Consider the following 24,366-nt stretch of genomic DNA (forward strand, 5'->3'; position numbering starts at 1 on the left):
CTAGCCCGCGGGCCAGGGCACGACGGGCGACCGGTAGTAGTCGATCCCCAGGGCGGTGAACCGCGGCCCCTGCTGGGCCAGCCGCGTCTTGTACGCGTCCCAGTTGTGCGTGGAGACAGGCGACCAGCCGAGCTCGGCGATGCCCGGCAGACGCGGGAACGCCATGAACTCGATCTCGTCGCTGTTGGTCAGCGTCTCCGTCCAGATCGGCGCCTCGACGCCCAGAATCGAATTGGCCGGTGCCCCCTTGAGGAAGGTCGCAGGGTCCCAGTTGTAGGACGTGTCGACCTCGACCAGACCCGCCCAGTCCTGGCCGAGCGGGGTGTTCGCGTCGTATTTCATGTCCAGGTAGGCGCGGTTGGCGGGCGACATGACCAGCTTGGTGCCGGCCTTCGCCGCCGCCACCACGTCCGCCTCGTCGCCCTCCGTGCCCCAGTACTGCGCGACCGCGCCCTTCACCGGGCTGCCACCGACGAGCTGGTGCCAGCCCATCACGGTCTTCCCGTGCTTCTGGACGATCGCCTGCGCCTTCTCCATGTACGTCCGGTAGTCCTCGTGGCTCGTCGAGTGCGCCTCGTCGCCGCCGATGTGGATGTACGCGCCGGGGGTGATCGCCGCCAGCTCGCGCACCACGTCGTCCATGAAGTCGTACGTCACCGGCTTCCCGGCGCACAGCGAGCTGAATCCGACCTCCGTGCCGGTGTAGAGCGGGGGCGCGACGCCGTCGCAGTTGAGCTCCGCGTACGAGGCGAGTGCCGCGTTCGTGTGGGAGGGGGTGTCGATCTCGGGGACGACCTCCAGATAGCGCGAGGCCGCGTACCGGACGATCTCCTTGTAGTCGGCCTGCGTGTAGTAGCCGCCCTTGCCGCCGCCGACCGCCGTCGATCCGCCGTAAGTGGCCAGCCGGGGCCAGGAGTTGATGGCGATGCGCCACCCCTGGTCGTCGCTCAGATGGAGATGGAGCTTGTTGATCTTGTAGAGCGCCAGCTGGTCGACGTACCGCTTGACCTGCTCGACGGTGAAGAAGTGCCGCGAGACGTCGATCATCGCGCCCCGGTAGGAGTAGCGCGGCGTATCGGTGACGGTGCCGCCCGCGATCTTCCAGGGGCCGCTCTGGCGGGTGTCCTTCTCGACCGAGGCCGGCAGCAGCTGGCGCAGCGTCTGCACGCCGTGGAAGAGCCCGGCGGGTTTACGGGCGGTGATCGTGACGCCGTGCGCGCCGCTGACCAGGCGGTAGCCCTCGTCGCCGAAGCCCTTCTCGTACGCACTGATCCGCAGCCGGATCCCGTCCTGGGAGCCGTTCCCCCCGGCGGTGACCGGCAGCCGGAATCCGGTGGACGGCCGCAGCACCCCGGCCAGGTACGAGCCGATCGCGCGCACCTCGCGCGACCCTTCGACCTGGATCCGGGTCCGGCTGGTGAGGGCGTACGCGGATCCGCCCGGCGCGACCGAGGCGGGGGCAGGGATGATCTGGTCGAGCGGACGGACCGACGGGGTGGCGGCGGGGGCGTGCGTGGCGCCCACGCAAGAGATTCCGGCCGCGGCGACCAGCAGCAGCGAACCGAGCAGGCGGGGAAATGTTCTGTGCTGTCTCACAAGCGGGTCCCTTTCGACGCTTTCGACGGGGTCACGCGACTGTGGTGAAGGGCAACCGAACGCCCACCATGGGACCCGTCCGCCCCACTCGCGGTCAAGGTGTAGACCACTTCGTTCTGCCGGCCGGTGCGACAATCCTGTGCATGGCGGAAATCATCCAGAAGGACGGCACCTGGACGTTCGACGGGGACACGGTGCGTATCGTGCCCGGCCGCGACAAGGGCGTGAGCCTGCTGCGCCAGACCGTCGGTGAACTCGCCGTCCCACTCGGCGCGTTGGCGGGGATCAGCTTCGAGTCAGGCAAGAAGGGCGGCCGCCTTCGACTGCGGCTGCGCGACGGCGCCGACCCGCTGCTGCAGGTGACAGCCGGCCGCCTGGAAGGCTCCAGCGACCCGTACCAGCTGGCCGTCGAGCCCGACCGCTCGGGCGTCGCCGAGTACCTCGTCGACGAGGTCCGCAACGCCCTGCTCCTCGACCAGGTGCCCACAGGCCCGGTCGACCGATTCCTGCTTCCCGGACCCGCCGTCCCCGTCTCGGCCGCCGCCGGGGACGGCTCCGTCACCTTCGACGGCGAGCAGATCCGCCTGGAGTGGAACTGGAAGACCGAGGACTCCAAGCGCTCCGCCGGGCCGGTGACGATCCCGCTCAGGGACGTACAGAAGGTGAAGTGGCAGCCGTGCGCCGGGCTGGAGAACGGCTTCCTGCGCTTCGTCGTCCCGCAGGCCGCGACCGCCGCGCCCGCCAAGTACGACCCGTACGCCGTCGAGCTCTGGGGATTCAAGAAGGACCCTCTGATGGCGCTCGTCGGGGCGGCGGTGGCCGCGCGCCTCGACCGGGGACTGCCGGAACTGCCCGCACCCGCGCCCACGCCCACGCCTGCGCCTGCGTCCGCCCCCGCTCCCGCCCGTCCGGAACCGGACGCCGGCGACCACGACGCACTGCTCCGTCGCCTGCGCGAGCTCGGCGAGCTCCACCAGGCCGGAATTCTCGATGACGGAGAGTTCAAAGAGGCGAAACAGGCCATCCTGAAGCGACTGCACTAGCCCCGACAGAGCCGATTGCCACCCCTCCTGCCCGAAAGCGGGCAGAAATCTTGCAAAGCGCCCCACGGGCCCGCAGTATCAGCGGGTGCTCGAAACACGTCCGTCATACGACGACCTCATCGATCACCTGGTCCGCTCCACCACGCTGCAACGTGGTGAGGCCGCCCGGGTGATCCTCGACGTGCTCGCGTATTTCGACGAGACGACCGAGGAATACGTCCGCCGCCGCCATCGTGAGCTGCAGGCACGCGGACTGAACAACCCGGACATCTTCGAGCGGATCTCGGAGGAGCTGCCTCATCGTGCAGTGGCGCCCCCCGAGCTCTCCCTGCGGCAGCTGCGCCGCATGATCTACGGCTAGAACGACCCGGAGGAACGATATGTGCGGAATCGTCGGATACATCGGCAAGCGTGATGTGGCGCCGCTGCTGCTGGAGGGGCTGCAGCGACTGGAGTACCGCGGTTACGACTCCGCGGGCATCGCCATCACGGGCCCCAAGGCCGCCGGGCTCAAGACCGTCAAGGCCAAGGGCCGGGTCCGCGAGCTGGAGTCCCGTGTCCCCAAGCGCTTCGCGGGGACCACCGGCATCGCCCACACCCGCTGGGCCACCCACGGCGCACCGAGCGACGAGAACGCGCACCCCCACCTGGACAACGAGGGCAAGGTCGCCGTCGTCCACAACGGCATCATCGACAACGCCACCGACCTGCGCGCCAAGCTGATCGCCGACGGCGTCGACTTCGCCTCCGAGACCGACACCGAGGTGCTGGTCCACCTGATCGCCCGCTCCACCTCCGAGACGCTGGAGGAGAAGGTCCGCGACGCACTGCGGATCGTCGAGGGCACGTACGGCATCGCCGTGCTGCACGCCGACTTCTCCGACCGCATCGTCGTCGCCCGCAACGGCTCGCCCGTGGTGCTCGGCATCGGCGACAAGGAGATGTTCGTCGCCTCGGACGTCGCCGCGCTGGTCTCGCACACCCGCCAGATCGTCACGCTGGACGACGGCGAGATGGCGACGCTGAAGGCCGACGACTTCCGTACGTACACGACCGAGGGCACCAGCACCACCGCCTCGCCCACGACCGTGGAGTGGGAGGCCGCCTCGTACGACATGGGCGGCCACGACACGTACATGCACAAGGAGATCTCCGAGCAGGCGGAGGCCGTCGACCGCGTCCTGCGCGGCCGGATCAACGACCGGTTCGCCACGGTCCGCCTGGACGGGCTGAACCTGGACGCCCGTGAGGCGCGCGGGGTGCGCCGGATCAAGATCCTCGGCTGCGGCACCTCGTACCACGCGGGCCAGATCGGCGCCCAGCTCATCGAGGAGCTCGCCCGCATCCCCGCGGACGCCGAGCCCGCCTCGGAGTTCCGCTACCGCAACCCGGTGGTCGACCCCGACACCCTGTACGTCGCGGTCTCCCAGTCCGGCGAGACGTACGACGTCCTCGCCGCGGTCCAGGAGCTGAAGCGCAAGGGCGCCAAGGTCCTGGGCGTCGTGAACGTCGTCGGCTCCGCCATCGCCCGCGAGGCGGACGGCGGGATGTACGTCCACGCGGGCCCGGAGGTCTGCGTCGTCTCCACCAAGTGCTTCACCAACACGGTCGTCGCCTTCGCGCTCCTCGCGCTGCACCTGGGCCGCATCCGCGACCTCTCGGTCACCGACGGCAAGCGGATCATCGAGGGCCTGCGCCGGCTGCCCGGCCAGATCGACGAGATCCTCAAGACCGAGGGCGAGATCAAGAAGCTGGCGAAGCACTACGCCGAGGCCAAGTCGATGATGTTCATCGGCCGGGTACGCGGCTATCCCGTCGCCCGCGAGGCCTCGCTGAAGCTCAAGGAGGTCTCGTACATCCACGCCGAGGCCTACCCCGCCTCCGAGCTGAAGCACGGCCCGCTCGCGCTCATCGAGCCCGCGATGCCGACGGTCGCGATCGTCCCCGACGACGACCTGCTGGAGAAGAACCGGGCGGCGCTGGAGGAGATCAAGGCGCGCAGCGGCAAGATCCTCGCGGTCGCGCACCAGGAGCAGGAGAAGGCGGACCACACGATCATCGTCCCCAAGAACGAGGACGAACTGGACCCGATCCTGCTGGGCATCCCGCTCCAACTCCTCGCCTACCACACGGCGTTGCACCTGGGCCGCGACATCGACAAGCCGCGCAACCTCGCCAAGTCGGTCACGGTCGAGTAGCACCCGCGTACGCAGACAAGGCAGACAAGGCAGACAAGAGCGACCCCCGTGCGCGCCACCATGCGCACGGGGGTCGCTCTCGTATGCGCCGATGCCGCCCATTGCACCGGCGCGTGTGGCTGCTCAGCCGGCGGCCGTCACCCCCCGGCCGGCAGCACGTCCAGGAACCTCCGTGGGCCACTTGGCGAGCGCGGCCGTCGCCCCGTACCAGGCGGCGAGTCCGGCGACCGCGGCCACCCAACCCCCCACCTTGGCCAGGCTGTTGTTGTCGGCGAAGGCCGCCACGGCCAGCAGGACCAGCGAGGCGAAGAAGAGTCCGTACGTCCCCTGCGAGAGCAGTCCGCTGCCCGCCGCGCCCAGGGTCAGGCTGAGGGCGAGCAGCGCCCACAGCAGCAGGAAGAGTCCGGCGGCGTGCGCCGAGACCGTGGTGTCGGAGGCGGCGGCCCAGGTGAACCAGAAGGCGCCGAGCCCCGCGAAGGCCGTACCGGAGAAGGAGTTTCCGGCCCGGAACTCGAAGAGTCCCGCGATGAACAGTGCGATACCGCCGACGAAGGTGGCGATCGGAACGGCGTTGGCTGTGGTCACGCCGTCGATGACACCTGTGGCTCCGATACCGAAGGCCAGCAGGGTGAGGCCCAGAGCGAGATGGCCGAGAGTCGATGTGGTGCTTCCCGCAGAGACGTCGTTGTCCACGGCGGGCTCCCTTCAAGTGCAGTGATGCTGCTTCCCAGCGACCGTTATGTACCCTTCACAAGGGCACAATCCACCTCTACGCGCTGGTAGTTTTCGCACTGTCAAGCGGGAGTTGACGCCAACTACGGGACTGTGCCACCAGGTTCAGGGAATGACGATGACCGGCCGCTGCGCACGCCGCGCGAGCCGCCCGGCGACCGACCCGAAGATCCGGCCCACGATCCCGTGCGTGGAGCCCACCACGATCGCGTCGGCCGAATACTCCCGGCCGACCTCTTCCAGCTCATGGCAGATGTCGCCGCCGCGCTCGACCAGGATCCACGGCACCTCGGACAGATAGTCCGCACAGGCCAGTTCGAGTCCGAGCACTTCGGTGCGGTGATCGGGGACGTCCACGAAGACGGGGGGCTCGCAGCCCGCCCACACCGTGGTCGGCAGCCGGTTGGCGACATGGACGATGATCAGGCCGGAGCCGGATCTGAGCGCCATGCCGATGGCGTACGCGAGCGCGCGCTCGCTGGAGGTCGACCCGTCGAAGCCGATGACGACCCCGTGCCGGAAGGCCGGGTCGCAGGCGTGACGTGTCTCTTCTGCCGCCTGGAGGTCCGACGCGGGGTCGGCTACCTGCTTGCGGTCTGCGGGTTCGGAGTATTCGTAACCGGCCATCGGTGTCTCGGCGAAGGAGATCCTCTGAGGAGGGAACGGGACGATCAAAGAGCTAGTCGGCAGTGGAGTTGTGTCCGGGAATCATCTTCCCAACCCCATACCCCCAAGGGTACGGCGACACTCCTCTCCTGCCCAGAGCCTGCCGAACCACTCCGGCGTTCCAGGGAGCATGCACGAGCAGGCCCCCCTTAGGCAATGCCTTGTGGCATTTACAGCTTTGTCCCCTTCCCCGCCGCCCGGGCGCCCCTCAGTGACCGCAAGCGCTTGCACCCCGTTATGCAAGCGGTTTGTCCCACCACCGCCCAGGGAGCACAGGGAGCCCGCCGTGTCAGCACCGCCGACCGTCCCCGCCCCGTCGAGCGGCCGCCGCCGTGCCCCAGGACCGCCGCCCCCCGCGACTCCCCCCGCCGCGCCCCCGGCGCCGCTGTCGGATTCCGGCTCCGAGGTCGTCCGCTGGGCGGCATTCAGCTGCGTCCTGGTCCCTGTCGTCCTTGTCGTGTACGGAACCGGGTTCACCCCCGCCCTCCTGGCCGCTCTCGGGCTCGCCGCCGTGACCGTCTCCGTACGACTGCTGCTGCTCCGCTCCGAGCGCACCGCGGCGCAGATCGCCGCCGAGCAGTCCGCGCCCCATCGGGGCCGGCACGGGCGCACGGGCTCCGGGGCGCACCGGGGCGGCCGTCACGCCGGGGAGCATGCGCCGGAGGGCTGACTGATTCGCACACACGCCCCCGCTGTTTTCAGCCAACTTCACCGCACGGCCACGAGCTTGGCGGAATGACCCGCCAACCCCCGTGCCACCAGGGATGAATGGCCATTTGCACGGCGATGCACCCTACGGGGACGGGCCATGCGCGTGAGGCGTACTTCCCTGCGCGGCCTGTGAGTGGAACGCTTCGTGATCGAATGCTTCACGCCAAGTTGCCATGTCGACATAGTGCCGTGGGCTGAACTTGTCACGGCACCACCACGGGACACAGTAGATTCGATCATGGCCAGAGGACGGCGGGGGATCTTGTGCAGGACCGAGGGGCAGCAGCGTGCAGGAGCAACAAGCTCGCAATGAGCAGGGAGCCGTGAGCAACGAGGGGGGCTTAGCGCCATGAGCCAGGGCCAGAGCCAGAGCCAGGACTCCATCGCCGCACCGGAGGCCGCACGGAAGCTCTCGGGGCGTCGCCGCAAGGAGATCGTCGCTGTGCTGCTGTTCAGCGGCGGCCCCATCTTCGAGAGTTCCATTCCGCTCTCCGTCTTCGGGATCGACCGCCAGGACGCCGGGGTTCCGCGCTACCGGCTGTTGGTCGCCGGCGGCGAGGAGGGACCGCTGCGGACCACCGGCGGACTCGAACTCACCGCGCCCTACGGCCTGGAGGCGATCGCGCGGGCGGGCACCGTCGTCGTACCGGCCTGGCGGTCGATCACCTCGCCACCACCGTCGGACGCGCTGGACGCGCTGCGCCGTGCGCACGAGGAGGGCGCGCGCATCGTCGGTCTGTGCACCGGCGCGTTCGTCCTTGCGGCCGCCGGCCTGCTCGACGGCCGCCCGGCGACCACGCACTGGATGTACGCGCCGACGCTCGCCAAGCGCTATCCCTCGGTGCACGTGGACCCGCGTGAGCTCTTCGTGGACGACGGCGACGTGCTGACCTCCGCGGGGACCGCGGCCGGAATCGATCTGTGTCTGCACATCGTGCGCAGCGACCACGGTACGGAGGCGGCCGGTGCACTCGCCCGCCGCCTGGTCGTACCGCCGCGGCGCAGTGGCGGCCAGGAGCGCTATCTCGACCGGTCGCTGCCCGAGGAGATCGGCTCCGACCCGCTCGCCGAGGTCGTGGCCTGGGCGCTGGAGCACCTCCACGAGCAGTTCGACGTGGAGACGCTCGCCGCGCGTGCGTACATGAGCCGCCGCACCTTCGACCGGCGGTTCCGCTCGCTGACGGGCAGTGCGCCGCTGCAGTGGCTGATCACCCAGCGGGTGCTGCAGGCCCAGCGCCTCCTCGAGACGTCCGAGTACTCGGTCGACGAGGTGGCGGGCCGCTGCGGATTCCGTTCCCCGGTGGCCCTGCGCGGCCATTTCCGGCGGCAGCTGGGGTCCTCCCCGGCCGCTTACCGGGCCGCGTACCGCGCCCGCAGGCCGCAGAGCGAGCCCCCGGCGATGGCCGTGACCGGCGCCGGAGCCGCCGAGACGGTGGTCTCCCAGACCCGCCGGGCGGCGGCCGCGACCGCCCCGTCGGGTCCGGCGGCGACGTCCCCGGCCCCACCGGACCCGGGCAAACCGAGCTCCGATACGTACGCTCCGGGGCGTGCGGCGGTGCCTGGACCGCGGAGTGCGCCATAAGGTAGACGCATGAACGATCGCATGGTGTGGATCGACTGCGAGATGACCGGGCTCTCGTTGACGGACGACGCACTCATTGAGGTGGCCGCGCTGGTCACCGACTCGGAGCTGAACGTGCTCGGTGAAGGGGTGGACATCGTGATCCGCCCGCCCGCCGAGGCGCTGGAGACGATGCCGGACGTGGTGCGCAAGATGCACACCTCGTCCGGCCTCCTGGACGAGCTGGAGCAGGGCACCACCCTCGCCGAAGCCGAGGAGCAGGTCCTGGCGTACGTACGTGAACACGTCAAGGAACCGGGCAAGGCTCCGCTCTGCGGGAACTCGGTCGGCACCGACCGCGGCTTCCTCCTGCGGGACATGCCCGACCTGGAGGGCTACCTCCACTACCGCATCGTCGACGTCTCCTCGATCAAGGAGCTGTCGCGGCGCTGGTACCCGCGGGCGTACTTCAACAGCCCGGCCAAGAACGGCAACCACCGGGCGCTCGCCGACATCCGTGACTCGATCACGGAGCTGCGCTACTACCGGGATGCGGTCTTCGTCCCGCAGCCCGGACCGGACTCGGACACCGCGAAGGCGATCGCGGCGAAGCACGTCCTGCCTGCGGAATAGCCTGGGCGAAGGGCCCTGGAAAAGGGGGGCGCGAGCACCCTCCGGGACCCTGTAGACTTCTTCTCGGCCGGTCGGAAACGACATGGTCATGGTGGGTATAGCTCAGCTGGCAGAGCACCTGGTTGTGGTCCAGGATGTCGCGGGTTCAAGTCCCGTTACTCACCCTGAACGATCAAGGCCCGACCTGTGAGAACAGGTCGGGCCTTCGTCATGTCCCGAACGTTTCGCGCGCGGCCAGGGCTACGGCCGCCTCCGGGGTCAGGGCGCGGCCCGCCGCGTACTCCTCCGCATAGCGCTGTGCTCCGAGTGCCTCGCTCAGGCGCGCGGCGCAGGCCCGGCGGAAGGCGGAGGTCTCCAAGGCGCCCAGCTGAGGGAGGCCTGCCGCCGGCCAGAGCCGGGAGGAGGCGCCGAGGAGGCGGGCCGCACCGGCCGGTTCCGCGCCGTGGGCCAGCGCCGCGGCGAGGAGGTCGACGGCGGCCGCCGTGCCCAGGACATCGTGCAGCCGCCACTTGGCGGCCAGCGCGCCGCGGGCGAAGGAGGCGGCGCGCTCCGCGCTGCCGAGGCCGAGCTCGGCCAGGCCGCGGAAGTAGTCGCCCCAGGCCCGCATCCACAGCTCGCCGCGCGCCTCGCATTCGGTACGCAGCTGATCGGCGGCCCGCGCCGCACGGGAGAAGGCGCCCTGGCCGGCCAGCAGGTAGGCCCGCAGCGCGAGGGAGAGCAGCCGGAAGAACTCCGCGCCGCCCCCGCCGCCTGTGGGCACCAGCGAGCGGGCGGCCTCACCCCGTACGGCAAGACTCGCGCCGGCCAACGGCAGCAGGCGCCCGGCGAAGGCCGCGCCGACCTCCTCCGCCGCGTCCAGGTCGTCCTGGGTGAGGGTGACGAGCGCATGGGCCCAGGCCGCGAGCGACCGCTCGGGGCCCGGGGCGTCCTCGCCGGCCAGGGCCCGCTCCAGATAGCGCCGGCCTTCCTGTGCGTGGCCGCAGGCGTACCAGAAGAACCAGAGCGAGCCCGCCATGTCGAGGACCGTCCGCCGGCCCGGCACCTCCAGACCGTGCTCCAGCGCGATCCGCAGATTGGCGTGGTCGGCCGACAACCGCTCGGACCAGGCCTGCTGCTCGGGCCCCAGCCACTCGGCGTCACCGCGCCTGGCCAGCCAGCGGAAGTAGTCGTGGTGGCTGTGGCGCACCGCGTCCGCCTCGCCCAGTTCGGCGAGCCACTGCGCGCCGAACTCCCTTACGCCGTCGAGCATCCGGTACCGCGCTCCGGGGCCCGCACCCTCTTTCCGTACGATCGACTTTTCGGTCAGCGTGCCGAGCAGCCGCAGGACCTGATCGCCCTGGAGCGGCCCGCCGTGGCAGACGAACTCCGCCGCCTCCGCGTCCCAGCCGCCCGCGAAGACCGCGAGCCGCGCCCAGAGCAGCCGCTCCAGCGGCGTGCAGAGTTCATGGCTCCAGCCGATCGAGGTGCGCAGGGTGCGGTGGCGGTCCGGGCGGGACTGCGGGGGCACGGCGGGGAGCACGGACCGCAGCCGGGCGGCGAGTTCGATGGCGAGCGGGATGCCGTCCTGCCCGGCGCAGACCTCGGCGGCCAGACTCCGGCCTGCCTCGCCGCGTACGAGGTCCGGGTCGGCCCGCGCGATGAAGAGCTCCACCGCGTCCTGCGGCGGCAGCGGGTCGATCACCAGGATCTGTTCACCGGGGGCGCCGAGCGGCTGCCTGCTGGTGGCCAGAATCGTCAACCATGGCTGGTCGGACTGGAGTTCGGTGATCGCGCGGACGCATGCCGCGCGCAGATGTTCACAGGTGTCGAGGATCAGCAGCGCCGCCGGTCCGGCCGACTCTGCGGCCAGGGCGATGGTCCCGGGCAGCAGCGCCGGGTCGCGCAGCGCGGCCAGCTCGACCAGCCGCACCCCGCCGGGGTACGCCGCCCCGGCCTCCTGTGCGGCCCGCAGCGCGAGCCGGGTCTTGCCCACTCCGCCGGGTCCGGTCAGGGTGACCGGCCCCGTGCCGGCCGCCAACAGAGCACCGAGGGCGTCGAGTTCCTCACGCCGCCCGATGAACCGATCGGCATCCGGGAGCGGTTCGCCCTTGCGTGCTCCGGGCAATGAGGCAGCCACCTCTCCCCCTCGACGTGCCCCGATGTGCTGGAGATCACCATAGCCACTCCCGCGCGCACCGGGCCCGGCGTAGCGTAAGGAGCGTGACTACGGCTCTGACCGCGGTCGGGCGGATGCGCCCGGGCGATCATTTCTTCCTGGGGTACGGCACGGACGAGGAGCGCGACGCGGTTCTCGCCTCCTTCGTACTGGACGGACTGGCCAGCGGACACCGCTGCCTGTTCCTGGCCCCCGTGGACGCCCCGCCCGACGTCACCCTCGGCTTCCTGGAGCACAGCGGGATCGACCTGCTGGGCGCCCTCGCGGAGCGGCGCCTCGTCGTGGACACCCAGCTCGCGACGGCCGACGGGCTGTGGGACGTGGACGACCTGGTGCGGCGCGAGGCCCGGCGTGCGGTCGACGACGGGATGCTGGGGCTGCGGGTGTCGATGGAGATCCTGCACAGCAGCGCCGGGTCCGCCTTCAAGACGCTCAAGGACAGCGAGGTCCTGCTCGACCAGGTCTTCGGCACCCACCCGGTCCTGGGGATCTGCCTGTACGACCGCCGGGTCTTCGGCCGGCGGGAACTGGCGCCGCTGGACGAACTGCACCGGGGGCAGGTGGGCCCCGACCCGGTCTGGAAGGACGAACTGCTCCTGATCACCAGGACGTTCAGCCCGCCCGGTCTGGCCCTGACGGGTGACGTCGACGACTCGAACGTATCGGCACTGGCCCGGGCGCTCCACGCGGAGGTGCTGCGCGCGGAGTGCCGGGCGGTGACGGACACCCGGCTGGATCTGAGCGGACTGGGATTCGTGGACGTGTGCGCCCTGCGGCTGCTGGTCTTCACCGCACTGGGTCTCTCGGCGGCCGGCGGGCGCAGACTCGTACTGCACGGCGTCGCACCGCATGTGCGCAAGGTGATGCGGGTGACGGGGTGGGACCGGGTTCCCGGGCTGGAGCTGACCACATGAGGCGGGACGAGTTCGTCCACCAGGCTCTGCGCTACGCCTCGGACGAGGAGTTCCTTGCGGGGACCGAGCCCTTCGTACGCGACGGGCTCGCCGGCGGGGACGCGGTGCTCGCGGTGGTGAAGCGCCGGAACATCGGCCTGCTGCGCGACGCGCTCGGTGGCGGGGCGCGCGACGTGGAGTTCATCGACGCCGACGACTGGTACGGCTATCCGTCCCGGACGCTGGGGCGGTACCACACGTACTGCACCGAGCACGGGACGACCGCGACGGGCGGCGCACGCCGGGTGCGGGTGATCGGCGAGCCCGTCTGGTCGCGCCGCAGCGAGCTGGAGACGCGCGAGTGGATGCGCTACGAATCGCTGCTCAATGTGGCCTTCGCCCGGAGCGGGCACTGGATCCTGTGTCCGTACGACCAGCGGGACCTGAGCGAGCACGTACTGACGACCGCCGCCCGGACCCACCCCGAACTCGCCGCACCCGAGGGTGACTTGGCGGTGAGCGACGCCTATGCGCGCCCCGAGGACTTCTACGCCGAGTCCGACGCGGGACCGCTCGACCCGGCGCCGGATCCCTCTCGGGAGGTCACCTTCGACCGCCGGGAATCGGTGACGGCACGTCGTGCCGCGGGCGAGTTCGCGCGCCGCGGCGGGCTGTCCGAGGAGCGGGTGCGCGAGGTGATGTCGGCCGTGCACGAGAGCGCGCTGAACGCCCTGCGGCACGGCGGGGGGCACGCGGTGCTGCGGCTGTGGGCGCGGCCCGCGTATCTGGTCTTCGAGATCGCGGACAGCGGTGTGCACGCCCCGGTCGAGGCTCTTTTCCCCGGGCATCTGCCGCCCCGGGCGACGGCCGCCTCGGGCCATGGGATGTGGCTGGTACGGCAGTTGAGCGACCTGGTGGAGCAGCGGATCGCCCGGGGCGGATCGGTCGTACGGATGCACTTCAGGGTCTGAGCAGCTTCAAGAGCTGAAGCGTGTCACCAGTTCGGTGGGCAGTACGATCTGCGGTCGCGGCTGTGTACGTACCTCGCCGGGGCGGCGTGCGGCGATCTCCGAGAGAAGAAGTCTGGCCATCGCGCGGCCCATTTCCTCGATCGGCTGGCGCACGCTGGTCAGCGGCGGGTCCATGTGGCGGGCGATCGCCGAGTCGTCGTAGCCGATGAGCGCGACGTCGCCGGGGATAGTGCGCCCGCGCTCGCGCAGCACCTGCCTGGCGCCTGCCGCCATCACATCGGAACCGGCGAACACGGCGTCCAAGTCCGGCCTAAGGTCCAGGAGTTGGGTCATGGCGCGGCGCCCGCCCTCCTCCGTGAAGTCACCGGAGGCCTGCAGGGACTCGTCGGTGTCCAGGCCGGCGGCGGCAAGGGCCTTGCGATAGCCCTCGACGCGGCACTGGGCGCCGTACACGTCGAGCCGGCCGGTGATGTGCGCGATGGTGCGGCGGCCGCGCGAGATGAGGTGTCCCACGGCGCTGCGGGCACCCTCCAGGTTGTCGGAGTCGACGGAGGGCAGCGTCTCGTGGTCGGAGCGCCGGCCGCTGATGACCGCGGGGATGTCGAGCTGCTCCAGGAGATCGGGCAGCGGGTCGTGCGCGTGCACCGATACGAGCAGTACGCCGTCCACCCGGTGCGCGGCCAGATACTGCGCGAGCCGGTCGCGCTCACGGTCGTTGCCGACCAGCGTGAGCAGCAGCTGCATCTCGGTGTCGGCCATCGCCGATCCGACGCCGCGCACTATGTCGGAGAAGTACGGCTCGGCGAAGAACCGGGTCTCCGGCTCGGGCACCACCAGGGCGATCGCGTCGGTGCGATTGGCCGCCAGGGCGCGGGCCGCGCGGTTCGGTACGTAACCGAGTTCGTCGACCGCCGCCTGGACCGCTTCGCGGGTGCGGTCGCTGACCCGCGGCGATCCGTTGATCACCCGGGACGCGGTGCCGCGCCCCACCCCCGCGCGGGCCGCGACTTCTTCGAGCGTGGGACGCCCCCCGCTCCGTACTCGCGCTGCCGTCATGGCTGCCTCCCGTTCGCGGCCAATTTCTCACAGTCGGATAACTGAACCAAGTCCTGGCGTCAGGAACCTTGACACTCCAAACCCGAACGGCGACTCTTCAACACATCACGCATGGGAGCGCTCCCACCCTGGCCTCCCCCTTCAGGACCCGCACGTAACACACCGCACCTTGTAGCCGCACTACGAAGCAGCACTCTGTAGGAGGACGCAATGTTCACGCGTACCCGCACGACCAGGAAAGTGGTGGTCCTCGCGGCCGTCGCGGCCTTGGGCACCGCTCTGCTGTCCGGATGCTCCAGCGACGACGGGGGCTCCGGCACCGGCTCCAAGGGCAGCTCGGACAGCAAGGGCAAGACGACGATCACTCTTGGTCTGTTCGGCACGTTCGGCTTCAAGGAGGCCGGGCTGTACGCGGACTACGAGAAGCTGCACCCGAACATCAAGATCCAGCAGACGGTCATCACCCGTAACGAGAACTACTACCCGGCGCTGGTCAACCACCTGACCACCGGCAGCGGGCTCGCCGACATCCAGGGCATCGAAGTCGGCAACATCGCCGAGGTGACCGGGACCCCGGCCCTCGCGGCCAAGTTCGAGGACCTCTCCAAGGCGCCCGGGGTCAACAAGAGCGACTTCCTGGACTGGAAGTGGGCGCAGGGCACCACCAAGGACAGCGCCACAGTCGGCCTCGGCACGGACGTCGGTCCGATGGCGATCTGCTACCGCAAGGACCTCTTCAAGGCGGCCGGGCTCCCCACCGATCGCGAAGTGCTCGCCAAGAAGTGGGCGGGCGACTGGTCCAAGCTCGTCGCGCTCGGCAAGCAGTACCAGGCCAACGCCCCGGCCGGGACCACCTTCCTGGACTCCGCCGGCGGTCTGCTCAATGCCATCACCAGCAGCGAGAAGGCCAAGTACTACGACAGCAGCGGCAAGGTCACCTACAAGGACAACCCCGCGATCAAGGCTGCCTTCAACCTCACCGCGGAGGCCGCTTCGGCGGGTCTGACCGGCAAGCTCCAGCAGTTCCAGCCGACTTGGAACCAGGCGATAGCCAACAGCAAGTTCGCCGCGATCTCCTGCCCGCCGTGGATGATCGGCACCCTCAAGGGTGCGGCCAAGGCCACGGACGCCGGCAAGTGGGACGTGGCGCAGGCGCCGAAGGGCGGCAACTGGGGCGGTTCGTTCCTGGGCGTCCCCAAGTCCGGTAAGAACACGGCCGAGGCCGCCAAGCTCGCCGCGTGGCTGACGGCCCCCGCCCAGCAGGCGAAGCTCTTCGTGGCCCAGGGCTCCTTCCCGAGCGCCCAGACCGCGTACTCCCTGCCTGACGTGACCGGCGCCAAGAACCCCTTCACCGGTGACGCCCCGATCGGCACGATCTTCGCGGCGGCCGCCAAGTCCGCCCCGGTCCAGGTCATCGGCCCGAAGGACGCGATCATCCAGCAGGGTCTGTCGGACAACGGCGTGTTCCTCGTGGCATCCAAGGGCAAGTCCGCCGCGGACGCCTGGAAGACGGCCACCGACACCATCGACAACAACCTGGAGAAGTGACCGGTATGGCCACCCGGCACCACATCGCCGCGCCCCCCTTGAAGGAGGGGGGCGCGGCCCCGGCCGGTTCCCCGGCAGGGACCCCCGAATCGCCGGACGAGACCCGCCGGCGCGAGCGCCTTTCGCGCCGCTGGCGGCGGGACGTGCGCTGGAGTCCGTACGCCTTCGTCTCCCCGTTCTTCGTCCTCTTCGTCGCCTTCGGGCTCTTCCCGCTGATCTACACGGGCTGGGCCTCGCTGCACACGGTCGAGATGATCGCGCCCACCGACATGCAGTGGTCGGGACTGCACAACTACTCCCGGATCTTCGGCGACCACTTCTTCTGGAACGCGGCGCGCAACACCCTGACCATCGGGGTCATCTCCACCGTCCCGCAGCTCCTGATGGCCATGGGCCTGGCCCATCTCCTCAACTACAAACTGCGTGGCTCGACGTTCTTCCGCACCGTGATGCTCGCTCCGTACGCCACCTCGATCGCAGCGGCCACCCTCGTCTTCGCGCTCCTCTTCGGACGCGACTACGGAATGATCAACTGGCTCCTGCACCAGGTCGGCATCGGCGCGATCGACTGGAAGAACGGCACCTGGACCTCCCAGTTCGCCGTCTCCACGATCGTCATCTGGCGCTGGACGGGCTACAACGCGCTGATCTACCTGGCGGCGATGCAGGCCATTCCGCACGACCTGTACGAGTCGGCGGCGCTCGACGGCGCTTCGCGCTGGCGGCAGTTCATCCATGTCACGCTGCCCTCGCTGCGCCCGACGATCCTGTTCACCGTCGTCGTCTCCACCATCGGCGCCAGCCAGCTCTTCGGTGAGCCGCTGCTCTACGACCAGACCGCGGGCGCCTCCGGCGGCGGCGAGCACCAGTTCCAGACGCTCGGGCTCTATCTGTACGAACAGGGCTGGGTCAACGGTCACCTGGGCCGGGCATCCGCCATCGCCTGGATGATGTTCCTGATCCTTCTGGTGATCGGGGCGGTCAACTACGTCATCTCGCGCCGGCTGCGCGCCAGTAGCTAAGGAGAACCGGCCGTGACAACGACCGTGCCCACGCACCGCACACCCAAGACCAGGGCGATACGCAAGCCAGGAGCCTCCCGCGCCGGCGGCCAGCTGAAGGCGGGTCCGCTCGGTTATGCCGTGCTGATCCTGTTCACCCTGGGCTCGCTGCTGCCCCTGATATGGACGGCGATAGCGGCGTCCCGCAACAACAACCGGCTCTCGCAGACCCCGCCGCCGATGTGGTTCGGGGGCAACCTCTTCGACCACCTCAAGTTCGCCTGGACCGACGCCAATCTCGGCAAGGCGATGCTCAACACCACGATCGTGGCGGGCACTTCGGCCGCCGTGATCGTCATGCTCTCCACGATCGCCGGATTCGCCTTCGCCAAGCTGCGCTTCCGCGGCCGCAACATCCTGCTCCTGGTGATCATCGGGACGATGATGGTGCCGCCGCAGCTCAGCGTGATCCCGCTCTACATGATGGTCGCCAAGCTCCAGTGGGCCGACCAGCTGCAGGCCGTGATCCTGCCGTCCCTGGTGAGCGCCTTCGGTGTGTTCTTCATGCGGCAGTACCTCCTGCAGGCGCTGCCCGACGAGCTGATCGAGGCCGCCAGGGTGGACGGCGCGAGCAGCTGGCGCATCATCTGGCACATCGTGTTCCCGGCGGCCCGCCCCGCGATGGCCGTGCTCGGCATGCTCACCTTCGTACAGACCTGGAACGACTTCCTGTGGCCGTTCCTCGTCCTCACCCAGAACGGACAGCCCACCGTCCAGGTCGCCCTCGCCGGTCTCGGCCGCGGCTTCACCCCGGACCAGTCCGTGATCATGGCAGGCGCACTGCTCGGCACACTTCCGCTGCTGCTGGTCTTCGCCCTCTTCGGCAAGCAGATCGTCGGCGGCATCATGCAGGGCGCGGTCAAGGGCTGACCGCGCAGGGCCCCACCCCCAACTCCCCTTCCGTACATACTCATTTGGGAGCGCTCCCATGCCTGAAAGCTTTCCCCCCGGTTTCCTCTGGGGCGCCGCCACGTCCGCCTATCAGATCGAGGGGGCGGTACGCGAGGACGGCCGCACCCCCTCCATCTGGGACACCTTCAGCCACACCCCCGGCAAGACCGCGGGCGGCGAGACCGGCGACGTGGCCGTGGACCACTACCACCGCTACCGCGACGACGTGGCGCTGATGGCGGAGCTCGGCCTGAGCGCGTACCGCTTCTCCGTCTCCTGGTCGCGCGTCCAGCCGACCGGCCGCGGCCCCGCCATCCAGCGCGGTCTGGACTTCTACCGGCGCCTGGTCGACGAGCTGCTCGACAAGGGCATCAAGCCGGCCGTGACGCTCTATCACTGGGACCTGCCGCAGGAGCTGGAGGACGCGGGCGGCTGGCCCGAACGCGAGACGGCGTACCGCTTCGCGGAGTACGCGCACATCATGGGCGAGGCGCTCGGCGACCGCGTCGAGCAGTGGATCACCCTCAACGAGCCCTGGTGCAGCGCCTTCCTGGGGTACGGATCCGGTGTCCACGCCCCCGGGCGCACCGACTCGCTCTCCACGCTGCGCGCCGCCCACCACCTCAACCTGGCGCACGGCCTGGGCACCAAGGCCCTGCGCGCGGCCATGCCGGCCCGCAACACCGTCGCCGTGAGCCTCAACTCCTCGGTGATCAGGCCGCTTTCGCCCTCGCCCGAGGACCTGGACGCGGTCCGCCGCATCGACCACCTCGCCAATGGGATCTTCCACGGCCCGATGCTGCACGGCGCGTACCCCGCGACCCTCATCTCGGACACCGTCCGCCTCACGGACTGGAGTTACGTCCAGGACGGCGACCTGGCGACGATCCACCAGCCGCTGGACGCCCTGGGCCTGAACTACTACACGCCCACCCTGGTGTCGGCTGCGCCCGCCACCCCCGGCACCCGACGCGCGGACGGCCACGGCGCCAGCGAGCACTCTCCCTGGCCGTGCGCCGACGACGTCGCGTTCCACCAGCTGCCGGGCGAGCGCACCGAGATGGGCTGGACCGTGGACGCCTCGGGCCTGCACGACCTGATCATGCGCTACACCCGCGAATCGCCCGGGCTGCCGATCTACATCACCGAGAACGGTGCGGCGTACGACGACAAGCCGGGCGCCGACGGCACGGTCCACGACCCGGACCGCATCCGCTACCTCCAGGCACACCTGGACGCGACCCACCGGGCGATCAGGGACGGCGCGGACGTCCGCGGCTACTACCTCTGGTCCCTGCTGGACAACTTCGAGTGGTCCTACGGCTACAGCAAGCGCTTCGGCGCGGTGTACGTCGACTACGAGACCCAGGTCCGCACCCCCAAATCGAGCGCGTACTGGTATGCGGATCGCGCGCGCACAGGCGAACTACCGCAGACTCCCGCCGCCTGACGGGACCTCATCCAGCGGCGTGGCGCGGGGGCAAGCGGATGCCCCCGCCCCACGCCGCTGCTAATTTCCCTTTATGTCCACTCATCTCTCTTATGTCCTAGTTGACGGCTGAGCCGCCATGGGCATTTTCCGCGACCACCCCGAACTCACGCTGTTCCTCTGTCTCGCGGCCGGCTATCTCCTCGGCAAGCTGCGCGTAGGCCCCCTCACCCTCGGCGGCATCTGCGGCACGCTGATCGTCGCCCTGCTGATCGGCGCGTGGACCAAGGTCGAGATCTCGGGCGACGTGAAGACGATCTTCTTCGCGCTGTTCATCTTCGCTCTCGGCTACATGGCGGGGCCTCAGTTCTTCGCCAACCTCAACCGCAAGAGCCTGCGCTTCTTCGCACTCTGCGGGATCGAGGTGGTCACGGTCGTGGCCATCGCGTACGGCCTGGCGAAGGCCTTCGACCTGGACGTCGGTACGGCCGCGGGCATCCTGGCCGGTGCCGCCACCGAGTCCGCGGTCGTCGGCACGGCGACCGAGTCCATCGGCCAGCTCCCCGGGCTGACGCCCGAGCAGATCAGCACGTACCAGGGCCATGTGGCCACCGCGTACACCGTCTGCTACCTCTTCGGCCTGATCACGATCGTGATGTACACGAGCCAGATCATGCCGATGCTGCTGCGCATCAACCTGCGCGACGCGTCCCGCGAGCTGTGGGACAAGACCCGTGGCACCAGCGGAAGCCTGGAGGCCGACGAGCGCGAGTCCCTGCCGGGTCTGGTCGGGCGCACCTATCTGGTCACGACCGCCGACGGCCGCAGCGTCGGCCAGCTGGAGTCCGGGCTGCACGGCCGGATCACCATCGAGTCCGTCAAGCGCGGCTCCACCTTCCTCGACCCCACGCCCGAGCTGGAGCTGACCCTCTCCGACCTGGTCCTCGTCGTCGGCCGCCGCGCCAACACGATCGAGGCGGGGCGCGAGATCGGCCCCGAGACACCCGGCGTGCCCGGCCTCGACTCGCCGCTCGCCACCCAGCAGGTCGCGCTCACCGACAAGGCCGTCGAGAACATCACCATCGACGCGCTGCAGAAGAGCCACCCGGAGTTCTACAAGGACGGGGTGTACGTCACCGACCTGGCCCGCGGCGACCAGCACCTGCCCGCCAACGGCGAGACCGTCATCCACCGCGGTGACGTGCTGACCCTGGTGGGCGCCCGCTCCGGCCTCAACAAGCTGGCGAGCCGGATCGGCGCGATCGTCAAGAACGACGCGACGGACTTCGTCTACCTGGGCCTCGGCATCGTCGCCGGCTCCCTGCTCGGCCAGATCGTGGTCACCTTCGGCGACATCCCGATGTCGCTCGGCACCGGCGGCGGCTGCCTGATCTCGGGCCTGCTCTTCGGCTGGTTCCGCTCCAGGAAGCAGACCTTCGGCGCGTTCCCGCCCCAGGCCGCCACCACCATCAAGGACCTGGGCCTGGCGGTCTTCATCGCCTGCACGGGCCTGGTGTCGGGGCCGCAGGCCTGGCCGCTGCTCAAGGAGTACGGCGCGCTGCTGCCGTTCGCGGGCATCGCCATGGTCCTCGTCCCCGCGACCCTCTCGCTGATCGTCGGACGCAAGCTCCTCAACATCGAGAAGCCCCTCCTGATCGGCGCCATCGCGGGCCAGCAGTGCTCGACCCCCGCGATCACCTCGGTGACCCAGGTGGCCCAGAGCTCCATCCCGATGCTCGGCTACACGATCACCTACACGCTCTCCAACTTCCTCCTTCCGCTGACCGGGCCCCTCCTGGTCGGCATTCTCGGAGCCGGAGCCGGATCATGATCGATTTCCTCAACAGAAACATCTTCTCGCCCCACCCCGAACTGCTGGTCTTCCTGGTCGTCGCCCTCGGCTTCCTGGTCGGCAAGGTCCGCTACAAGGCGATCGCGCTCGGCGCCGTCACCGGCTGTCTGGTCGCGGGGCTCGTCCTCGGCGCGCAGTTCAAGATCGAGATCGACGGCACGGTGAAGAACCTGTTCTTCATCATGTTCCTGTTCGCGCTCGGCTACCGCGTCGGTCCGCAGTTCTTCCGCGGACTGAAGAAGGACGGCCTGCCCCAGGTCGTCAACGCCATCGTCGTCTGTGTCACCGGCCTCCTCGCCTCCTGGCTGTTCGCCTCGATGCTCGGATACGGACCCGGGCTCGGCGCCGGCATGATGAGCGGCGCGCTCACCCAGTCCGCCGCCATCGGCGTCGCCCAGGACGCGATCAGCACGCTCCCCGGCCTCAGCTCCGCCCAGGTCAAGTCGGAGTCGAACCTGGTCGCCGTCGGCTACGCGGTCACGTACCCGCTGGGCACGATCCTCTGCGCGATGCTGCTCGCCAACGTCCTGCCCAAGCTCTACCGCCGCGACCTGGCCGCCGAGTCCACCGCACTCGCCGCCGAACTGGACGCGCCGAGCACCGACCCGGATCTCGGCGAGGGCTACTACGAGGCGGTTCTGCGGGCGTACACCATCCAGCGCCCCGACCTCGTCGGCCGCACGATCGACGACTTCGAGAAGCAGCAGCAGGAGCTCGGGCGCCGCGTCTACATCACCCGCGTACGGCGTGAGGGACAGGTCCTCGAACACGATCAGCAGACCGCGCTGATGGAGGGCGACATCGTCGCCGTAAGCGCCATCCGCGGCGACCTCGTCGCCTTCGACGCCCGTACGCACGTGGGCGCCGAGACCGACGACGTCGAACTGCTCGGCTATCAGACCGAGTCGCTGCACGTGGTCGTCTCCGAGAAGGACCAGATCGGCAAGACCATCGCCGAGCTGCGCAAGGAGCCCTTCATGGTCGGCGTGTACGTCGACAAGCTCTACCGGGCGGGCTCCCCGTTCCCCTACCGCCTCTCCACCCAGGTCGAGCGCGGCGACACCATCATCCTCACCGGGCCCAAGCGCCTGGTCGACCCGGCGGGCAAGGCGCTCGGCAAGCCCGTGCCCACCAGCTTCGCGACCGACATGGTCTGGGTGGGCATCGGCATCTTCCTCGGCGGCTGCCTCGGCATCCCCGCGCTGACCGTCTCCGGGGTGCCCATCTCGCTGTCCACCTCGGGCGGCGGACTCATCATGGGTCTGATCTTCGGCTGGATCCGCGGCAAGTACCCCACGTACGGCAATGTGCCGCCCGGCGCCCAGTGGTTCATGGACACCCTCGGGCTGTGCATGTTCGTCGCGGTCGTCGGCATCAACGCCGGACCGAGCTTCACCAGCGGTCTCTCGTCGGCGGGCTGGGGTCTGCTGATCTTCGGCGCGGTCATCACGATCATCCCGCTGCTCGTGGGCTTCCTCGTGGGCCACTACATCCAGAAGATCCGCTTCCCGATCCTGATGGGCGTCCTGGCCGGCGGCCAGACCACCACCGCGGCGATCGGCGCGATCAACGAGACGTCGCGGTCCCAGATCCCCACCCTCGGCTACACGATCCCCTACGCCATCGGCAATGTGCTGCTGACGGTCTGGGGCGCAGTCATCGTCCTCCTGAACCACTGACCCGGGAGCCACCGTGCCCAAGACCACGTTCACCCGTGAAGAGATCCAGTCCTTCGCCCAGCTCAGCCCGTTCGAGCTGAAGGACAAGTTCATCACCATCGCCCAGGCCGCCCAGGCGGACAAGCCGGGCCAGAAGGAGAAGTCCAGCGCCCAGATGCTCAACGCCGGGCGCGGCAACCCCAACTGGATCGCCACCGGCCCCCGTGAGGCCTATCACGCGCTCGGTTACTTCTCGCTGGCCGAGTCGCGCCGGGTGTGGACCGCCGACAACCTCGGCGGCATGCCGGAGAAGAAGGGCTCGGGCGAGCGCTTCGACACGTACGTACGCCAGCACGCCGACCTGCCGGGCATCGAGCTGCTGCAGAGCTGCATCGAGTACGCCGTCGAGCGCTTCGGCTTCGACCGCGACGACTTCATCCACGAGCTGACCGACAGCTCGGTGGGCGACAACTACCCGGTCCCCGACCGGATGCTGGTCCACGCCGAGAAGATCGTGCGCGGATACGTCGGCGACGAGATGTTCAACAGGAAGCCGCCGCAGGACAATCTGAGCCTGTTCGCGACCGAGGGCGGCACCGCCGCCATGTGCTACATCTTCGACTCGCTGATGAAGAACGGCATCCTGCACAAGGGCGACAAGATCGCGCTGATGACCCCGGTCTTCACCCCGTATCTGGAGATCCCCGAGCTCGACACGTACGAGTTCGAGGTCGTGCACGTCAAGGCCTCCCTCTTCACCGAGACCGGCGTACGCGAATGGCGCTACCCCACCGAGGAGGTCGCCAAGCTGGAGGACCCGGACGTCAAGCTGGTCTGCGTGGTCAACCCCAGCAACCCGCCGTCGCTGGCGCTCTCCGAGCGGGTCGCCAACCAGATCAAGGACATCGTCGCCACCAAGAACCCGAACCTCCTCTTCGTCACCGACGACGTCTACGGCACGTTCGTCGAGGGCTTCAGGTCGCTGGCGGCCGACATCCCCCGCAACTGCCTGCTGGTGTACTCCTTCTCCAAGCACTACGGCTGCACGGGCTGGCGCCTGGGCGTCATCGGCCTGCACGACGACAACGTCATCGACGAGATGCTCGCGCGGCTGCCGCAGGACGAGAAGGACCGGCTCGCCAAGCGGTACGGGACGCTCACCCTGGAGCCCGAGAAGATCAGGTTCATCGACCGTCTGGTCGCCGACTCCCGACAGGTGGCGCTCAACCACACCGCGGGGCTCAGCCTCCCCCAGCAGGTCATGATGATGCTCTTCTCGCTCTTCGACATGCTGGAGGAGGGGCAGGCGTACAAGCACAAGATCCGCGCCATCGTGAACCAGCGCCTCGACCTGCTCCTCGAAGGCGCCCAGATGAAGATCGCCGACGACTCCCAGCGGGCGGGTTACTACATCGAGCTGGACCTCCTCGCGGAGGCCGAGCGGACCCACGGCAAGGCCTTCGCGGACTTCCTGGAGAAGACGTACGAGCCCGTCGACCCGCTGTTCCGTCTCGCCGAGCAGACCTCGGTCGTGCTGCTCAACGGCGGCGGCTTCGACGGGCCCGAGTGGTCGGTGCGCGTCTCGCTGGCCAACCTCGACGACCTGGACTATCTGAAGATCGGCCACCACCTGCGCGAGATCTTCAAGGACTACGCGGAGGAGTGGCAGGCGTCGGGCGGCAAGGCCTGACCCCTTCCCACCTCGCCGAAGG

General features: G+C 69.4%; 20 protein-coding genes and 1 tRNA gene. 16 read left to right on the plus strand and 5 right to left on the minus strand.

Translation table 11 applies throughout. The features are described 5' to 3' along the window. Complete coding sequence (locus AB0H78_RS09345) at positions 1 to 1,596, minus strand: beta-N-acetylhexosaminidase (protein ID WP_363233663.1); 1,596 nt, start codon at positions 1,594 to 1,596, stop codon at positions 1 to 3. Between the two features lie 143 nt (positions 1,597 to 1,739). On the opposite strand from AB0H78_RS09345, the gene AB0H78_RS09350 reads away from it, so the two are divergent. The 3 genes from AB0H78_RS09350 (at position 1,740) to glmS (ending at position 4,837) form a co-directional block, all read left to right on the plus strand. Continuing rightward, positions 1,740 to 2,639, plus strand: coding sequence for a DUF4429 domain-containing protein (locus AB0H78_RS09350; protein ID WP_363233664.1), 900 nt, complete (start codon positions 1,740 to 1,742; stop codon positions 2,637 to 2,639). An 85-nt stretch (positions 2,640 to 2,724) separates the two neighbouring features. Then, on the plus strand, positions 2,725 to 3,000 hold the full coding sequence (locus AB0H78_RS09355; RefSeq protein WP_363233665.1) for a hypothetical protein: 276 nt from the start codon (positions 2,725 to 2,727) through the stop codon (positions 2,998 to 3,000). Positions 3,001 to 3,019: 19 nt separating this feature from the next. Continuing rightward, positions 3,020 to 4,837: a glutamine--fructose-6-phosphate transaminase (isomerizing) gene (gene glmS / locus AB0H78_RS09360; RefSeq protein ID WP_363233666.1), complete on the plus strand. Its 1,818-nt coding sequence runs from the start codon at positions 3,020 to 3,022 to the stop codon at positions 4,835 to 4,837. A gap of 123 nt (positions 4,838 to 4,960) precedes the next feature. On the opposite strand, the gene AB0H78_RS09365 is transcribed toward glmS, so the two are convergent. Then, positions 4,961 to 5,530 (minus strand): acetate uptake transporter, encoded by a 570-nt coding sequence (locus tag AB0H78_RS09365; protein ID WP_363233667.1) that lies wholly within the window; start codon positions 5,528 to 5,530, stop codon positions 4,961 to 4,963. 144 nt (positions 5,531 to 5,674) lie between these two features. Beyond that, positions 5,675 to 6,196, minus strand: a complete 522-nt coding sequence (locus AB0H78_RS09370; protein ID WP_363233668.1) for a universal stress protein — start codon at positions 6,194 to 6,196, stop codon at positions 5,675 to 5,677. Positions 6,197 to 6,521: 325 nt separating this feature from the next. On the opposite strand from AB0H78_RS09370, the gene AB0H78_RS09375 reads away from it, so the two are divergent. From AB0H78_RS09375 to AB0H78_RS09390, 4 genes are all read left to right on the plus strand, one after another. Continuing rightward, complete coding sequence (locus AB0H78_RS09375; RefSeq protein ID WP_363233669.1) at positions 6,522 to 6,905, plus strand: hypothetical protein; 384 nt, start codon at positions 6,522 to 6,524, stop codon at positions 6,903 to 6,905. Between the two features lie 390 nt (positions 6,906 to 7,295). Then, positions 7,296 to 8,528: a helix-turn-helix domain-containing protein gene (locus tag AB0H78_RS09380; protein WP_363233670.1), complete on the plus strand. Its 1,233-nt coding sequence runs from the start codon at positions 7,296 to 7,298 to the stop codon at positions 8,526 to 8,528. 9 nt (positions 8,529 to 8,537) lie between these two features. Continuing rightward, positions 8,538 to 9,140 carry an oligoribonuclease gene (gene orn, locus AB0H78_RS09385; RefSeq protein WP_363233672.1) on the plus strand — a complete coding sequence of 201 codons (603 nt, stop codon included), beginning with the start codon at positions 8,538 to 8,540 and terminating at the stop codon, positions 9,138 to 9,140. A 91-nt stretch (positions 9,141 to 9,231) separates the two neighbouring features. Continuing rightward, positions 9,232 to 9,304, plus strand: a tRNA-His gene (locus AB0H78_RS09390). A 44-nt stretch (positions 9,305 to 9,348) separates the two neighbouring features. Here the strand turns inward: AB0H78_RS09390 and AB0H78_RS09395 are convergent. Continuing rightward, the gene (locus tag AB0H78_RS09395) at positions 9,349 to 11,256 is read right to left on the minus strand and encodes a regulator (RefSeq protein WP_363233673.1); all 1,908 of its coding nucleotides are present in this window, start codon (positions 11,254 to 11,256) and stop codon (positions 9,349 to 9,351) included. A gap of 83 nt (positions 11,257 to 11,339) precedes the next feature. Here AB0H78_RS09395 and AB0H78_RS09400 point away from each other — a divergent pair, with 83 nt between their 5' ends. Next, positions 11,340 to 12,209, plus strand: coding sequence for an MEDS domain-containing protein (locus tag AB0H78_RS09400; protein WP_363233674.1), 870 nt, complete (start codon positions 11,340 to 11,342; stop codon positions 12,207 to 12,209). Further along, positions 12,206 to 13,159, plus strand: coding sequence for a sensor histidine kinase (locus tag AB0H78_RS09405; RefSeq protein ID WP_363233675.1), 954 nt, complete (start codon positions 12,206 to 12,208; stop codon positions 13,157 to 13,159). Before AB0H78_RS09400 ends, AB0H78_RS09405 begins: the two co-directional genes overlap by 4 nt. 6 nt (positions 13,160 to 13,165) lie before the next feature. On the opposite strand, the gene AB0H78_RS09410 is transcribed toward AB0H78_RS09405, so the two are convergent. Continuing rightward, on the minus strand, positions 13,166 to 14,215 hold the full coding sequence (locus tag AB0H78_RS09410; RefSeq protein WP_363233676.1) for a LacI family DNA-binding transcriptional regulator: 1,050 nt from the start codon (positions 14,213 to 14,215) through the stop codon (positions 13,166 to 13,168). Between the two features lie 210 nt (positions 14,216 to 14,425). Between AB0H78_RS09410 and AB0H78_RS09415 the strand changes: the two genes are divergently transcribed. The 7 genes from AB0H78_RS09415 (at position 14,426) to AB0H78_RS09445 (ending at position 24,344) form a co-directional block, all read left to right on the plus strand. After that, positions 14,426 to 15,763 carry an extracellular solute-binding protein gene (locus tag AB0H78_RS09415; protein ID WP_363233677.1) on the plus strand — a complete coding sequence of 446 codons (1,338 nt, stop codon included), beginning with the start codon at positions 14,426 to 14,428 and terminating at the stop codon, positions 15,761 to 15,763. 5 nt (positions 15,764 to 15,768) lie between these two features. Beyond that, entirely contained in the window at positions 15,769 to 16,785 is a 1,017-nt protein-coding gene (locus tag AB0H78_RS09420) for a sugar ABC transporter permease (protein WP_363233678.1), read from the plus strand. Between the two features lie 12 nt (positions 16,786 to 16,797). Further along, the gene (locus AB0H78_RS09425; RefSeq protein ID WP_363233679.1) at positions 16,798 to 17,694 is read left to right on the plus strand and encodes a carbohydrate ABC transporter permease; all 897 of its coding nucleotides are present in this window, start codon (positions 16,798 to 16,800) and stop codon (positions 17,692 to 17,694) included. A 58-nt stretch (positions 17,695 to 17,752) separates the two neighbouring features. After that, a complete protein-coding gene (locus tag AB0H78_RS09430) occupies positions 17,753 to 19,165 on the plus strand; it encodes a GH1 family beta-glucosidase (protein ID WP_363233680.1) in 1,413 nt (470 codons plus the stop codon). A gap of 118 nt (positions 19,166 to 19,283) precedes the next feature. Further along, complete coding sequence (gene aspT / locus AB0H78_RS09435; RefSeq protein ID WP_363233681.1) at positions 19,284 to 20,975, plus strand: aspartate-alanine antiporter; 1,692 nt, start codon at positions 19,284 to 19,286, stop codon at positions 20,973 to 20,975. Next, a complete protein-coding gene (aspT, locus tag AB0H78_RS09440; protein ID WP_363233682.1) occupies positions 20,972 to 22,675 on the plus strand; it encodes an aspartate-alanine antiporter in 1,704 nt (567 codons plus the stop codon). Before aspT (AB0H78_RS09435) ends, aspT (AB0H78_RS09440) begins: the two co-directional genes overlap by 4 nt. Before the next feature lie 13 nt (positions 22,676 to 22,688). Beyond that, on the plus strand, positions 22,689 to 24,344 hold the full coding sequence (locus AB0H78_RS09445) for a bifunctional aspartate transaminase/aspartate 4-decarboxylase (RefSeq protein WP_363233684.1): 1,656 nt from the start codon (positions 22,689 to 22,691) through the stop codon (positions 24,342 to 24,344). Positions 24,345 to 24,366 lie beyond the last annotated feature (22 nt).

This window comes from Streptomyces sp. NPDC050738, assembly GCF_040654175.1.
Classification (GTDB): domain Bacteria; phylum Actinomycetota; class Actinomycetes; order Streptomycetales; family Streptomycetaceae; genus Streptomyces.

What these genes read in the sequence shown, in the direction of transcription:
- AB0H78_RS09350 (WP_363233664.1), top strand. Translation starts at nt 1,740, where the DNA reads ATGGCGGAAATCATCCAGAAGGACGGCACCTGGACGTTCGACGGGGAC.
- glmS (WP_363233666.1), top strand. Translation starts at nt 3,020, where the DNA reads ATGTGCGGAATCGTCGGATACATCGGCAAGCGTGATGTGGCGCCGCTG.
- AB0H78_RS09370 (WP_363233668.1), bottom strand. Translation starts at nt 6,196, where the DNA reads ATGGCCGGTTACGAATACTCCGAACCCGCAGACCGCAAGCAGGTAGCC.
- AB0H78_RS09380 (WP_363233670.1), top strand. Translation starts at nt 7,296, where the DNA reads ATGAGCCAGGGCCAGAGCCAGAGCCAGGACTCCATCGCCGCACCGGAG.
- orn (WP_363233672.1), top strand. Translation starts at nt 8,538, where the DNA reads ATGAACGATCGCATGGTGTGGATCGACTGCGAGATGACCGGGCTCTCG.
- AB0H78_RS09405 (WP_363233675.1), top strand. Translation starts at nt 12,206, where the DNA reads ATGAGGCGGGACGAGTTCGTCCACCAGGCTCTGCGCTACGCCTCGGAC.
- AB0H78_RS09410 (WP_363233676.1), bottom strand. Translation starts at nt 14,215, where the DNA reads ATGACGGCAGCGCGAGTACGGAGCGGGGGGCGTCCCACGCTCGAAGAA.
- AB0H78_RS09415 (WP_363233677.1), top strand. Translation starts at nt 14,426, where the DNA reads ATGTTCACGCGTACCCGCACGACCAGGAAAGTGGTGGTCCTCGCGGCC.
- AB0H78_RS09420 (WP_363233678.1), top strand. Translation starts at nt 15,769, where the DNA reads ATGGCCACCCGGCACCACATCGCCGCGCCCCCCTTGAAGGAGGGGGGC.
- AB0H78_RS09430 (WP_363233680.1), top strand. Translation starts at nt 17,753, where the DNA reads ATGCCTGAAAGCTTTCCCCCCGGTTTCCTCTGGGGCGCCGCCACGTCC.
- aspT (WP_363233681.1), top strand. Translation starts at nt 19,284, where the DNA reads ATGGGCATTTTCCGCGACCACCCCGAACTCACGCTGTTCCTCTGTCTC.
- aspT (WP_363233682.1), top strand. Translation starts at nt 20,972, where the DNA reads ATGATCGATTTCCTCAACAGAAACATCTTCTCGCCCCACCCCGAACTG.